At 28.3% G+C, this 13,541-nt stretch carries 13 protein-coding genes, 1 pseudogene and 1 other annotated feature; of the genes and pseudogenes, 1 reads left to right on the plus strand and 13 read right to left on the minus strand.

Features of this window, described 5'->3' with window-relative positions; all coding sequences use genetic code 11:
• Positions 1–117 precede the first annotated feature (117 nt).
• From thyX to N4A48_RS09155, 6 genes and pseudogenes are all read right to left on the minus strand, one after another.
• Positions 118–732: pseudogene (gene thyX, locus N4A48_RS09130) on the minus strand (FAD-dependent thymidylate synthase); the annotation flags it as partial.
• Positions 733–1,349: 617 nt separating this feature from the next.
• Entirely contained in the window at positions 1,350–1,745 is a 396-nt protein-coding gene (locus N4A48_RS09135; RefSeq protein WP_293665596.1) for a Mini-ribonuclease 3, read from the minus strand.
• Between the two features lies 1 nt (position 1,746).
• Positions 1,747–3,141, minus strand: a complete 1,395-nt coding sequence (cysS, locus tag N4A48_RS09140) for a cysteine--tRNA ligase (RefSeq protein ID WP_293665597.1) — start codon at positions 3,139–3,141, stop codon at positions 1,747–1,749.
• Positions 3,142–3,477: 336 nt separating this feature from the next.
• Positions 3,478–3,630, minus strand: a complete 153-nt coding sequence (locus tag N4A48_RS09145; RefSeq protein WP_293665598.1) for a hypothetical protein — start codon at positions 3,628–3,630, stop codon at positions 3,478–3,480.
• A 347-nt stretch (positions 3,631–3,977) separates the two neighbouring features.
• Positions 3,978–5,459, minus strand: coding sequence for a glutamate--tRNA ligase (gltX, locus tag N4A48_RS09150; RefSeq protein ID WP_293665599.1), 1,482 nt, complete (start codon positions 5,457–5,459; stop codon positions 3,978–3,980).
• A gap of 38 nt (positions 5,460–5,497) precedes the next feature.
• Positions 5,498–7,024, minus strand: coding sequence for a YbaK/EbsC family protein (locus tag N4A48_RS09155; RefSeq protein ID WP_293665601.1), 1,527 nt, complete (start codon positions 7,022–7,024; stop codon positions 5,498–5,500).
• Positions 7,025–7,335: 311 nt separating this feature from the next.
• Between N4A48_RS09155 and N4A48_RS09160 the strand changes: the two genes are divergently transcribed.
• Positions 7,336–7,761 carry a hypothetical protein gene (locus N4A48_RS09160; RefSeq protein ID WP_293665602.1) on the plus strand — a complete coding sequence of 142 codons (426 nt, stop codon included), beginning with the start codon at positions 7,336–7,338 and terminating at the stop codon, positions 7,759–7,761.
• A 316-nt stretch (positions 7,762–8,077) separates the two neighbouring features.
• Here the strand turns inward: N4A48_RS09160 and proS are convergent, their stop codons facing one another.
• The 7 genes from proS to N4A48_RS09195 all read right to left on the minus strand — a co-directional run bounded on the left by proS (position 8,078) and on the right by N4A48_RS09195 (position 13,541).
• A complete protein-coding gene (gene proS / locus N4A48_RS09165; RefSeq protein ID WP_293665603.1) occupies positions 8,078–9,520 on the minus strand; it encodes a proline--tRNA ligase in 1,443 nt (480 codons plus the stop codon).
• Positions 9,521–9,574: 54 nt separating this feature from the next.
• Positions 9,575–9,782 (minus strand) — a binding site (T-box leader).
• 37 nt (positions 9,783–9,819) lie between these two features.
• Positions 9,820–10,302: a 2-C-methyl-D-erythritol 2,4-cyclodiphosphate synthase gene (gene ispF / locus N4A48_RS09170; RefSeq protein WP_293665625.1), complete on the minus strand. Its 483-nt coding sequence runs from the start codon at positions 10,300–10,302 to the stop codon at positions 9,820–9,822.
• Between the two features lie 12 nt (positions 10,303–10,314).
• Positions 10,315–11,001, minus strand: coding sequence for a 2-C-methyl-D-erythritol 4-phosphate cytidylyltransferase (gene ispD, locus N4A48_RS09175; RefSeq protein ID WP_293665604.1), 687 nt, complete (start codon positions 10,999–11,001; stop codon positions 10,315–10,317).
• Positions 11,002–11,082: 81 nt separating this feature from the next.
• Positions 11,083–11,346 (minus strand): hypothetical protein, encoded by a 264-nt coding sequence (locus N4A48_RS09180; protein ID WP_293665605.1) that lies wholly within the window; start codon positions 11,344–11,346, stop codon positions 11,083–11,085.
• A gap of 50 nt (positions 11,347–11,396) precedes the next feature.
• Positions 11,397–11,861 (minus strand): hypothetical protein, encoded by a 465-nt coding sequence (locus N4A48_RS09185; RefSeq protein WP_293665606.1) that lies wholly within the window; start codon positions 11,859–11,861, stop codon positions 11,397–11,399.
• Positions 11,862–11,923: 62 nt separating this feature from the next.
• Entirely contained in the window at positions 11,924–12,469 is a 546-nt protein-coding gene (locus N4A48_RS09190; protein ID WP_293665607.1) for a GDYXXLXY domain-containing protein, read from the minus strand.
• Complete coding sequence (locus N4A48_RS09195) at positions 12,459–13,541, minus strand: DUF2157 domain-containing protein (protein ID WP_293665608.1); 1,083 nt, start codon at positions 13,539–13,541, stop codon at positions 12,459–12,461. The genes N4A48_RS09190 and N4A48_RS09195 overlap by 11 nt, the downstream gene beginning before the upstream one ends.

Here is a 13,541-nt window from a genome sequence, read left to right on the forward strand (position 1 = left end):
ATAGGAGGATTAGGGAATATGTTTTAGAAAACCATGATTTCCTCATTCCATATTTCAGAGTTACAGTTATATATCATAATGATATACCGCAATTTCCGTAGCTTAGGCTACGTTATAGGCGAACGTGTCGCACTCCCATTGAGCTCTTTCACAACATCTATGTTTAAAGAAATTAAATAAACTTCTAGCATTCATAGTAAATACCATCTTTGTCTCACATGCATTAGGGAATACATATCTTGCATCCTCGATAGATTTTTTTTGAGCTAATAGTTTAGCCTCTTTTTCAGTTTTTCCACCTTCAATAAAATTATTAAAATGTTTATCAAATAATATATCAACAAGTTCATCATATACCTTTTGGTCTTTTTCCATAGCCTCTATAAATATTTCTTTAGCCTTAGGTACACTTTCAATTTCTGGTGGTATTATATACTCAAAGCTTCCTAGCGTTACATATCTTTGACTTTGTTGAGAAAAAGAAGCTATACGATGTCTTACAATTTGATGCGAGCAACTTCTAGATATCCCCTCAACAGCAAAAGTAAAATTAACATGCTCAATAGGAGATTCATGCCCTATATTTATAAGCATATTTAAAAACTTGTCCACCTTCTCATCAGTTAAATCCTTTTCTATATCGTCAACTCCAACAGACGAATAACAAAGCTTAGCAGCCATTGACACTACCTTTTCTGGATTTGGCGTATATTCTATTAATTTTACCTTCACAAAAGTCCCCCCTCAAAATTTTTAATGTCATCTTAATATTATATCATTATACAGATTGACATAGGAAATTAAAATTCAATAATTTATTTAATACAAATGTAAATATCTCTTTTCTATAAAATCCAATATGTTCTTAATCCAAAGTAAAGGGTACAGATTAAACATTTTAATACCCTTTATTTTGTAAGTATAGTTCTTATATTTCAAATATATCTAAACGTATATTATTACTAAAAAAAACAATTTTAATGAATTTAACAAAGATTATTTTTTAATGAGGTAAGGTTGATTTTATAATAGTAAGTATTCATTCTAAAAAACTATATATGAAAATGTTAGTGAATGCTTATAGATATTTTGACTAATATAACTTAGTTTTTGGCGTTTAATAATCCGTTAAGAAATTTATGTGTCTGACCGTAGGGAGTTCATAAATTTTAGGATTGTTAATAAGGTAAAAGCTTAGTTGTATTCAAAATATCGTTGCATTCGCGGTATTTTCATATATAGTTTTGATAACCCACACAAAATCATAAAAATAGCTACCTAAATCTCATTTATAAGAAATTTAGGTAGCTACACAAATTTAATTATTAATCTTAGGTTATTTTTAAATATTAGATTTCACTCTCTATAATTTCTACAGCCTTACTCATTATATAGTTAACTCTATCCTTCTCTTTAATCAAATGTAAATACCCAACCAGAGCCTCAAATCCAGTAGCATATCTATAATCTGTTGCATCTGCATTCTTTGGTACACTGTTTGATTTTTGATTTCTACCTCTTTTTACTATATAACCCTCATCATCACTTAGCTCTTCTTGTAGAGAAAGTACTGCTTTAGCTTGAGCACTTGCTTTTACGAACTTGACTGCCCTCTTGTGAAGATCATTTACTTTGCATATATTATTTTTATTTATTAAATATTCTCTTACAAAAGATTCATATACCGTATCACCCATATAAGCAAGTACTATAGGTGACATGTTTCTAGCTTGTATTTTTTCCATATTAAACTCTTCTCCATTTTACGCCTTGTCTTGTATCTTCTATTAATATTCCCATATCAAGTAGCTTTTGTCTTATATCATCAGCTAATTGATATTCCTTATTTTTCTTAGCTTGCGTTCTTTGAGCTATAAGGTTTTCTATTTCTTCATCTATACTATCATCAGTTGATTTATTAGCTATATTCAAAACATCTGTAAGTTCTTTAAATAAATTATAACATTCATTAGCAAACTCTAAAGAAGCCTTATCATCTACGTTAGTATTTATAAATCTTGCAAGTTCAAATATTACACTTATAGCATCTGCTGTATTTATATCATCATCCATACTTTCTATAAATCTATTTCTAAAAGTATCTAATTCCTTAACAAGGGTTCTTTCTTCATCACTCATACTTCCCTCTAACTTTTCTTTTAAAAACTCTAAATTATTCTTAGTATTATATAATCTTTCAAGTCCAGAACCTGCTTGCTTTAACATATCATCGCTAAAATTCACTGGATTCTTGTAATGTGCACTTAGTAAGAAGAATCTTACTATATCTAAATCATATTTTTCAGATATATCCCTAACTGTAAAGAAATTACCTTTAGACTTAGACATTTTCTCATTATTTATATTTATATATCCATTGTGAATCCAGTAATTAGCAAACTTCTTACCAGTTCTAGCTTCCGTTTGAGCTATTTCATTTTCATGATGAGGGAAAGTCAAATCTTGACCTCCTGAATGAATATCTATAGTATCCCCTAAATATCTTCTAGACATTACAGAACACTCTATATGCCAACCAGGTCTTCCTTCTCCCCAAGGACTACTCCATCCAGGCTCTCCTTCTTTTTTACTCTTCCAAAGAACAAAGTCCATTGGGCTTTTCTTATTATCATTAACTTCTATCCTAGCCCCAGCTTCTAGATCTTCTATATTTTGCTTTGATAATTTTCCATATCCCTCGAACTTTTTAGTATCGAAATATACATCTCCATTTACAGCATATGCATATCCCTTATCCTCTAATTCTTTAACAAACTCTATTATTTGTTCTATATTATCAGTAACTCTTGGATGAACAGAAGCTCTCTTTATTCCAAGTCCATCTGCATCTATAAAATATTCTTTTATATATTTGTCTGCTACCTCAAGTGAAGTTATTCCCTCTTCATTGGCTTTGTTTATTATCTTATCATCGACATCTGTAAAGTTTTGTACATAAGTTACATCATATCCTCTATATTCAAGATATCTTCTTAAAGTGTCAAATATTATAAAAGGTCTTGCATTTCCTATATGAAAGTAGTTGTATACTGTAGGTCCACATGAATACATCTTTACTTTTCCTTCTTCTAGGGGAATAAATTCTTCTTTTTTTCTAGTTAAAGTGTTATATAATTTCATTTTACCACCTCTTTATAATTTTTTATCTACTCTAATCCCATTTCTTTTTTACTATTTTACTTGGTATTCCCGCAACTGTATAGTCCTTAGTAACCTCTTTTAGTACTACTGTATTTGCTCAAATCTTTAAAATCCAATCATTGTATAGGTCTTAATATTTTTGCTCCTGCTGATATTATAACATTATTCCCTACAGTTGGATGCCTTTTTAATGTATTTCTATTCCTTTTAAAAATCTTCTTATAGTAGATATTATACTTATCCAAAATTTAAATAGTACTATAATTTCCTACTCATTATAAAAAGCCCTGAATTATAAATTCAGGGCTTTTTATGCTAGTTTTCTAAAAACTCTATTTTTTTAGATGAATATTCATTGTATTCTTCTTCAGATATTATATTTTGATCTTTCATTTTATTTAACATGTCTGTAAATTCTTGACAAAGAGATTTCAATTCCATTTTAATTACATCAATTTCTTTACTCATCACAATACCCCCTATAAAAAAATTCGTCTACTCGCTCAGCGGTGACTCATATTGCCAACAATCCTTACAGACTCCGTTGCTTAAAAATAGTTGTAAGTTTAACTTTCTTAATAAGTTATCCACAAAATAAAATATTATGCTTTTCTATTACAATAAAAAACGATAGTTATTCACAGCTATTAACATTATACACAGTATATTAACAAATTATGCACAAACTTATTCACAATATTCACTATTTATAATATTATATTTTTTACAAAAAATTCCTTCATCATTTTTGAAATTTTTCTAAGTTAAAAATAAAAATCCTATGCTATCTTAAAGATAGCATAGGATTTTTATTTTTATATTATATTATTTTTCACATGATTTATTCTATTAAGTATTTTTTCTTTCCCAAGTAAAGTTAATACTAAAGGCATTTCAGGTCCATGCATTTGTCCTGTTAATATTATTCTAGTTCCCATGAATAAATTTTTACCTTTAATTCCATGTTCTTTTTGAATTTGCTTGAACATAGCTTTTATAAATTCTTCGTTTATTTCATCAGCATCTGTTACTTTTGCTTGTAATGCATCTATTAAGGCAGGTATATGCTCTAGCTTTAAGAACTCTCTACATTCATCATCTTCAAGCTCTAATTCATCCTTAAAGAATATATCAACCTTAGTTGTAATTTCTTTTACATAAGATAAGCTTTCTTTTACTACTCCTACCATTGACTTTATCCAATCGTATTTTTCCTCAGCTTCTTCTTCTGTTATAAATCCAGCTTCTATTAGGAAAGGTATAGCAAGATCAGCTATAACTGCATCGTCTGCTGCCTTTATGTAGTGTGCATTTACCCAGTTTAACTTATCAGTGTCAAATACTCCACCACTCTTTGAAACTCTTTCTAAAGAGAATGCTTCTTCAAGCTCTTGCATATTAAATATTTCATTGTTATCTTCAGGAGACCATCCAACTAATGATACATAGTTTACAAGACCTTCTGGTAAATATCCTTTTTTTCTAAAATCTTCAACTGCAACATCACCATGTCTCTTACTCAATTTCTTTCTTTCTGCATTTAATATATTTGGAAGATGAACAAATGTTGGAGCTTTCCATCCAAATGCTTCATACATATATACATGCTTCGGAGTTGATGGTAACCACTCTTCTCCTCTTATAACGTGAGTTATTCCCATTAAGTGATCATCTACTATAACAGCAAAATGATATGTAGGGAATCCATCTGATTTCATCAATACTTGGTCATCTAAATCATCTGTATTTATAGATACAGGTCCTCTTACTATATCATTAAACTTTATTTCTTTATTAGCTGGAAGCTTAAGTCTTATAACATATTTTTCTCCAGCTTCAATTTTTGCCTCTACTTCTTCTTTTGATAATCCTCTACAAATACCATCGTATTTAGGAATTTTTCCTTCAGACTTTTGTATTTCTCTAACCTTATCAATTCTTTCTTTTGAACAAAAGCAGTGATATGCATGTCCATTATCTAAAAGCTGCTTTATGTATTCTTTGTATATACTAAGTCTCTTAGATTGAATGTATGGACCATTTTCTCCTACTTCACTTATATTTCCATTTTCATCAAGAACTACACCCTCTGTATGATTAACTCCAGCCCAGTCCATAGCTTTTAGCATTCCCTCTATAGCACCTTCAACTAATCTACTTTGATCTGTATCTTCTACTCTTAAAAGGTATGTTCCACCCATTTTCTTTGCAAATAAGTAATTATATAAAGCCGTTCTTAAGCTACCAATATGAACAAACCCCGTTGGACTTGGCGCAAATCTAACTTTTACACTCATTAAAAACCCTCCTAATGTAAATTTTCTATATGATTATATTATATAAGCTGAGTTATGTCTATATTTTCAGATTCTTTAGTTGCCCTATTTCTTATTTCAACTCTATTATTTTCAATATCCTTGCCTACTACTATAGTTTTTGGTATACCTATTAATTCACAATCCTTGAATTTAAATCCAATTCTTTCTTTTCTATCATCCAGTAATACACTATATCCTTTTTTTATCAAGCTTTCATATATAGACAATCCAGCATCATATTCTTTTTCTTTTTTGATATTTCCTATTATAATATGATAGTCAAAATAACTTATATTATCTGGCCATACTATACCTATTTCATCCTTATTTTCCTCAACAGTAATAGAAAATAATCTGTCTAGGTATAATTTAGTTTCAATCATATATAAATTTTCTTCTTTAGAATTTGAATTTAAATATTTTAACTCTGTTTTTATTGTATCTATATCCACAAAATTTATCCCACTAAATGCCTTTATTTCTTCACTACATCTAAAACAACTATCTTTTATACTTGCTAATTTGAAATCACCTATAAAATCTACATCAAAATCTCTTTTATAATTTACATTCTGAATGTGATAATCTGTTTTATTAGCTCCTATAACTGCATTTTTTATATAAATAACTTCTTCATCACAAAGTAATGTATCATCTTTTATTCCTATAGGACCAGCAAAGCCAACTTCAGCACCAGTTGCAGCTTTTACTTCTTCTTTATTTGCCATCTTTATATCTTTTTCTTTGACATTAAAATGTTTTGCAATTAACAAGTTATTTACAGTCCTATCTCCTCTTAATAAAACTGCTACTATACTTTCGTTTATATTAAAAATTATTGTCTTTATAAGTTTTTTGGATGAAATATCTAAAGATAATTCTAATTCATCTATAGTTTTAATACTTGGAGTGTGTATAAAACTCTTTTCTTTAAAATCTTGTGTGGATAAGTCCTTTTCTGATCTTGATTTTATTTCTTCTTTTAAGTCTCCATATCCACATTTTTCACATAAAAATACTTCTCTTAGTGGATAAGTTGTATTGTAGAAATATCTGTATTTATTTTTCTCATTATTTAATTTAGTGTATTTTATGTTTAATTGTTCTGTTAATTCATGTATGATATTTATTATACTATTAATAGTTGTATCTATATCATTTTCCCCTATTATACTTATAAACTTTATCACATTTTCTTTTTTAGGATTTAATAATCCATCTTTAAGTTTAGATTTTTCATTGTTATTAAGAGTTAGGTAGGCCAAATCAAGAGGTATATTCTTATATGATCTTAGGTCTTTCATATATGAGTTTAATATTTCTTCCTTATCTGTATTTGGTTTTATCAGTATATTATCTTTGAAGTTATGTAATATATATTTTGTTATTTTATCTAAGAACAGATTTCCTAAACCCGTATAGCAATAACTCCCACTATCCATGTATTTAACAATACCTGACCTATGTAGTAATTTAGAGCTTTCATTGTTAAATTCAATAAAGCAGTCTTTATATGTCTTTAAATATATAGAGCTTAATTTCATAATAGTATCCCCCTTTAGTTTATCCAAAATTTAAAAATGCTAAGATTCCATCTGATTTAAGTTTCTCTTTTATAATACTATCAAAATTTCCATACTTTAATATAGTATTTTGAAAAATCATATTCAATTTGTATATTTAATTCTTAATAAAGGATTTTTATAGCATACAGTGTAATATATGTAATATAAGTTGACAGCATTGATATGAAAAGTCTTCCTGTAAAAATTTTAGTTGCGAATATAGTTATTTAACCAATATTATATAGAAAAGAAAATATTATGCTTTCATAAAGTAAAAAGGAGATTTAGATATGAAGATAGTAGATTCAAAGGGGATGTATACTATATTGATTGATAAAAAGAATAGAGTAATATATGAAAAAAATGTAGGAGTTTGGACAAATGAAGATCTTAATAGATTCTTAAATGATTACAAAAATATAGTTTTTAATGAACTCGGTAATGATAAACCTTGGGCTAAATTATGCAACCTAAGCGAATATGAAGTTTCTTCTATATATAATGGTCTAATAGAATTTTTCGAATTTTCTATAGATAATGGATTTTCTGATTGTGCAATTATTTCTAATGATTGTTTAGTTAACTCTCAAATACATGAAGTATGCAAGCGAATATATTTAAATCATTCATTTTTTGGTGGAATAGATGCATTTGAAAATGCAATTGATTGGTTAGAATCTAATGGATATTCACTAAAAAGTTCGTCTACTTGCTAACGCGGTGACTATAAAAGGTATTTTATCAAGACATTGAAATTACTCAATTTTGATCAAGTGAAACTTATCTTCAGGTGGAGTTTGTAACTCCATCTGAAGGTTAGTTGAACTTATCCAGAAGCTGTAGAGTTCTCATCTCCAACCTGAAGAGGATGGAGTCTAAAACTCTTAGCTTTCGGATAAAATATCTTTAAGTATTTTTTATAACGAATAGGAAATTATAATCATCTTCAAATTGTGTATAAGTATAATTTTCGATATGAGTTTCAAAAAGTCTACATTAAAAATTTTCAAAGGAAGACTTTTTATATTTTATTTAGTAAGCTTTTGCAAAGTAAGCCATTTTTTCTGCTTTTTTACCACAGCAGACACAAGTATCTGCTAGATTTTCTTGTTCAAAAGGCATACATCTTATAGTAGCTCCTGTTTCTTCTTTAACTTTAAGTTCACACTCTGTATCCCCACACCACATAGCTTTTATAAATCCTGGCGTTTCTTCTATTGTTTTCTTAAATTCATCCATATTTTTAGCTACATAAGTTTTTTCTTCTCTAAGCTTTAATGCTTTGTTATATAATCCATCATGAATATCATCTAATAGATTTTCTATACTTTCTTTTAAATTTTCCATTGGTATTTGAGTTTTCTCAAGAGTATCTCTTCTAAATATAGTAACTTGATTCTTTTCTATATCTTTAGGTCCTATTTCTAATCTTACAGGAACACCCTTCATTTCCCACTCATTAAATTTCCAACCTGGAGAATAATTAGGTCTATCATCAACTTCAACTCTTACAGATTCTTTAAGGCCTGCATATATTGAATCTACAACTTCCATAACATTTCCTTTATGTGCTGCTATTGGAACTATCGCAACTTGTGTAGGTGCTACTCTTGGAGGAAGTACTAAACCTCTATTATCTCCATGAACCATTATAAGGCCACCTATAAGTCTTGTTGATATTCCCCACGAAGTATGATATGGATTAGCAAGATTTCCATCTCTATCAGAGTATTGTATTTCAAAAGCCTTAGTAAAGTGCTGACCTAAGAAATGGCTTGTTCCTGATTGTAATGCTTTACCATCATGCATTAAAGCCTCTATTGTATAAGTACTATCAGCTCCTGCAAATTTTTCATTTTCACTCTTTTGTCCACATACAACAGGCATAGCAAGTAAGTCCTCTGCTACTTCTTTGTATATGTCAAGCATTTGAAGAGTTTCAGCTTTTGCTTCTTCATAAGTTTCATGTAATGTATGCCCTTCTTGCCATAAGAACTCTGAAGTTCTTAAAAAAGGTCTAGTTGTCTTTTCCCATCTTACAACAGAACACCATTGATTGTAAAGATATGGTAAATCCCTGTAAGATTTTAACCACTTAGAATACATAGAGCATATTATAGTTTCTGATGTAGGTCTAACACAAAGTCTTTCAGCAAGTTCATTATGTCCTCCATGAGTTACCCATGCAACTTCTGGAGCAAACCCTTCAACATGCTCTGCTTCTTTTGTTAATAAACTTTCTGGTATAAGTAGTGGGAAGTAGCAGTTTTTATGTCCAGTTTCTTTAAATCTTCTATCTGCAAAAGCTTGAATGTTTTCCCATATTCCGAATCCATATGGTTTTATTACCATAAATCCTTTCACAGGAGAATAATCAACAAGGTCTGTCTTTAATATTACATCTGTATACCATTGTGGAAATTCAACTTCCATTGGAGTTATTTCTTCAACAAATTGCTTATTTTTTTTACTCACTTTTATTCCTCCTTCAAATTTGCTTTATAACTAAAAAAGCCTTTCATCTCTAATATTAGAGACGAAAGACTTATATTCCGCGGTACCACTCTAGTTAGCAATAAATTGCTCCCTTAATAGGATATAACGGTCCTACCGTAAGAACTTTTTAACGTTCTTAAACTCCAGAACTGGTTCAATAAATTTCTCTTAAAAACCTCTCACCAATGGTTTTTTCTCTGTGAAGATAGATTTATCTACTATTCTCTTTCTATGTTTGTAAATTATTATAATTTTAATTATTAATTCTATATTATAATTTATTTTTTGTCAACCAATATTAATGAACATATTGCTTGAGAAGATATACCTTCTTTTGTTCCTGTAAATCCAAGTCCTTCCTCAGTTGTAGCTTTAACATTCACTGCTTCTATATCTATATTTAATGCTCTTGATATTTTTTCTCTCATAATATCTATATGAGGAGCCATCTTTGGAGCTTGAGCTATTATTGTACTGTCTATATTATTAACCTTATATCCATTATTGTTCACAAGTTCTCCTACATATTCTAATAATCTAATACTATCTGCTCCTTTATACTTAGGATCACTGTCTGGAAAATGCTTACCTATATCCTTAAGAGCCATAGCCCCAAGTATACTGTCCATTATAGCATGTGTAAGTACATCTGCATCAGAGTGACCTAAAAGTCCCTTATCATTGTCAATTTTAACACCTCCTATAATAAGATCTCTATTTTCCACTAATTTATGAACATCATATCCTATTCCAACTCTTATCATAAAATCACCCTACTCTCTATTTTTAAGTATTTGCTCTCCAAAATTCAAGTCTTCTCTTGTTGTCATCTTTATATTTTCATACGATCCCATTATCATCTTTACATTATACCCCATGTTTTCAACTAGCATGGCATCATCTGTCCCATAAAAATCTTTTTCAAAAGCATTTTGGTAAGACTTAAGTAAAATATTATAATCAAAGCCTTGAGGAGTTTGGACTGCCCATACATATTTTCTATTAGGTGTATTAGTTATTATATTATTATCATCTAATACCTTTATAGTATCCTTGACAGGTACTCCTACTACAACAGCTTTATGCTTTATTGCTTCTTCAATAGAATTTTTAATAATATCATTACTTACAAAAGGTCTTGCTCCATCATGTATTAAAACTATGTTACATTCTTTATTTACTTTTTTAAGACCATTATACACAGAATCCTGTCTTTCATTTCCTCCATAAGCTATTTTTATATTTTTATCAAAATTATATTTATCAAGTACATGTTTCACGAAGAACTCTTCTTCATCTTCTCTTACAACAACAACTATTTCATCTATATTATCATTTTTATCAAAAACCTCAATAGTATGAGCCACTACTTCTTTATCTTTTAGTTTTATGTACTGCTTGTTTATATTGGATTTCATTCGCTTGCCTGTTCCAGCAGCAACTATAACTACACTATTCATTTATAATCACCTCTAAAATAGATTATACTATAAAAATAGCTTATATATTTATATAAATATATAAGCTATTTTTAGTATTTTTTAAGGCCCTAATGTTCCAAAATATAAAAACAAAATTAAAACTAATGAAGCATCAGTTAACGCAATTACAAAAGATTTTTTTAATAAACATACTATAACTGAAACTCCTCCTATAATCCAAGATAACATAGCCATAAGAGGAGCTGTAAACATTCCACTTATATAAGTAAGCTCCCCTAAGTGAGCTACAATACTTAATAAAAACAAAACATGTATAATCCCTACTAGTTTTGGTATTTTAATTTCCTCATTAATAAAATTCATTATATATCTCCTCCGTTATCTAAAAAGCTACAAAGATGTAACCTTCAAAATTAGTTTTCATCTTTGTGTATATATTTCAATCCAATAAAGTAGCATCCACACATTAATGAACTAATAAGAATAGGAGAAGCTATTAAAATTATTCCCAACCCTATATTTGCACCACCAGATTTTTCGTAGACAATATAAGTATAACCGTCATAAAAGTAATATCCCCATAGAAGAATTGAAGCAATACCTCCTCCTACATAAGCACTCATTAATCCATTAAAAATATTTTTAGGATAGTTTGTTTTTGTTATGATTTTTCTGCATATTAATAATGCTCCAAAAGGTACATATATTAACACAGTTTGTATCATTCTTGGACTAAATTGTTCTATAAAATCATAGCTCCTATTTGTAAGTATAGATACTATATAATCTCCCATCCAAATGGTTGCAACAGCATATATTATAGCTAGTATCTCTAATTTCTTCATTATTTTTAATTCTTTTGAATCCATATTTTTCATTCCTTCCCGTATTTATAGTTTTTCTTAATTATTTAAATTCCATTAATATTATTTACTTTTGATTAAAATACCTCTACTAATAAACTATAACCCCTATAGACCTTAACTTTAGCCTTTAGCTTTCCTACTCTAGCTTTGTTTTCAAAACCATATCCTGTATTTTCCTCAACAAAGTACCTATCTAAGTTATACGAAACTCTAATACCTGTAATATTATTTTTTTCTTTATCCTCATCCCAATTCCCTATAGTATGATCATACTTAGCTTTTAAATAAATTTTATTCTTTGGCTTTTTATCAGTTAGATAATCAACTTTGTATATATCATCTTCTCTTTTTAAAACAACATATAATTTCTTATCTTCAAGCTTTTCTTGATGATAAACATCCTTATCTATTAAAGTATCTGGTATTTGATCTAAGCTTATATCATTTATATCGTAATTTAGATATACATAATCTCCTCTAAAGAAGTCTCTTGGATCATATGGTTTTGTATTAATTATTATTTCTTCTCCTTTATAATAAGTCATAAGAGGAGTTATAGTCATGCCTATTAATATGATTATAGGCAAAATCATCGATATTATATATTTATTATTTTTCAATGAATTCACCCCCTCTTTTATTTCTCACTCTTTCAAAGTAATGCCCAAATAATAAAAGTATCGCTCCTGATGTTATAAAGAACATCGACTTTGGCATAAAGTCATAAAATGTATCAAAATAATATCTAAGTATAGTTATACATATAAATATAAGAGATATTAAATTTCCTTTATTAGTCTCATAAAAAAGATATAGTACATATAAAAGTGAGAATATTAAACTTATAGTAACTCCACTTTTTATAAAATTAAAACTTTCTTCCCATATATAAGGACTTGTAAGAACCAACCCTGATATTCCAAATACTATTAATCCTTGTATCTTAAATATCTCCTTATTAACGTCTATTTTTATATAATACATAAATAATCCTATTATTAAGAATATAACTGTTGTATAAAATACGTCTATATTATAGTTGTTTAAAAAGTATAATACAGTACTTAATGATAGTAAATTATTAAAAAATGTTCCTACCTTACTATTTCCTAAGTGCTTGTTTATATAGTATAAAATAGGTATTATTAGAATTATACAGTAAGATAAATAATCTAGATTATATGATTTAGATAAATATATGAGTAAAAATATATGTGAGAATATAAATGCAAGCTTATCTTTAAATAATAACCCTACAGGTATTATACCTACACCCCAAAATAAAAATGCTTTTGGAAAATCTCCTCCGTAATTAAATATCTGACCTATTAAAAATATACCTGCACCATATATTAATATTCCAATATATAAAAAGCTCTTACTAGTTTTTGGATATTTATCTTCTAGTTTATAACTTAATATATTAAACCCTATATAAGATCCTATAATTATAAACACCTTAGTCATTTTACTTATAGAATTCCAATTACTGGCTATAAAGCTGATTATTCCAAGTCCGACTAATATTGCTCCTATAGTGAATATTATTCTAACAAAATTTAATCTCACAATATCATAATTATCTATAATGTCTATTTTTTGTTCTTGGGTTATCAAATTTTCTTTTTTCATAAATTCCAGTTCTTCTTCTAAAAAGTTAAGCTTATTTTTGCTAATCTTCCTTTTTTCCAT

Source organism: Tepidibacter sp., assembly GCF_025210165.1.
Classification (GTDB): domain Bacteria; phylum Bacillota; class Clostridia; order Peptostreptococcales; family Peptostreptococcaceae; genus Tepidibacter_A.

What these genes read in the sequence shown, in the direction of transcription:
- N4A48_RS09180 (WP_293665605.1), bottom strand. Translation starts at nt 11,346, where the DNA reads ATGAATTTTATTAATGAGGAAATTAAAATACCAAAACTAGTAGGGATT.
- N4A48_RS09160 (WP_293665602.1), top strand. Translation starts at nt 7,336, where the DNA reads ATGAAGATAGTAGATTCAAAGGGGATGTATACTATATTGATTGATAAA.
- N4A48_RS09135 (WP_293665596.1), bottom strand. Translation starts at nt 1,745, where the DNA reads ATGGAAAAAATACAAGCTAGAAACATGTCACCTATAGTACTTGCTTAT.
- N4A48_RS09195 (WP_293665608.1), bottom strand. Translation starts at nt 13,541, where the DNA reads ATGGAAAAAAGGAAGATTAGCAAAAATAAGCTTAACTTTTTAGAAGAA.
- cysS (WP_293665597.1), bottom strand. Translation starts at nt 3,141, where the DNA reads ATGAAATTATATAACACTTTAACTAGAAAAAAAGAAGAATTTATTCCC.
- ispD (WP_293665604.1), bottom strand. Translation starts at nt 11,001, where the DNA reads ATGAATAGTGTAGTTATAGTTGCTGCTGGAACAGGCAAGCGAATGAAA.
- gltX (WP_293665599.1), bottom strand. Translation starts at nt 5,459, where the DNA reads ATGAGTGTAAAAGTTAGATTTGCGCCAAGTCCAACGGGGTTTGTTCAT.
- N4A48_RS09185 (WP_293665606.1), bottom strand. Translation starts at nt 11,861, where the DNA reads ATGAAAAATATGGATTCAAAAGAATTAAAAATAATGAAGAAATTAGAG.
- N4A48_RS09145 (WP_293665598.1), bottom strand. Translation starts at nt 3,630, where the DNA reads ATGAGTAAAGAAATTGATGTAATTAAAATGGAATTGAAATCTCTTTGT.
- N4A48_RS09155 (WP_293665601.1), bottom strand. Translation starts at nt 7,024, where the DNA reads ATGAAATTAAGCTCTATATATTTAAAGACATATAAAGACTGCTTTATT.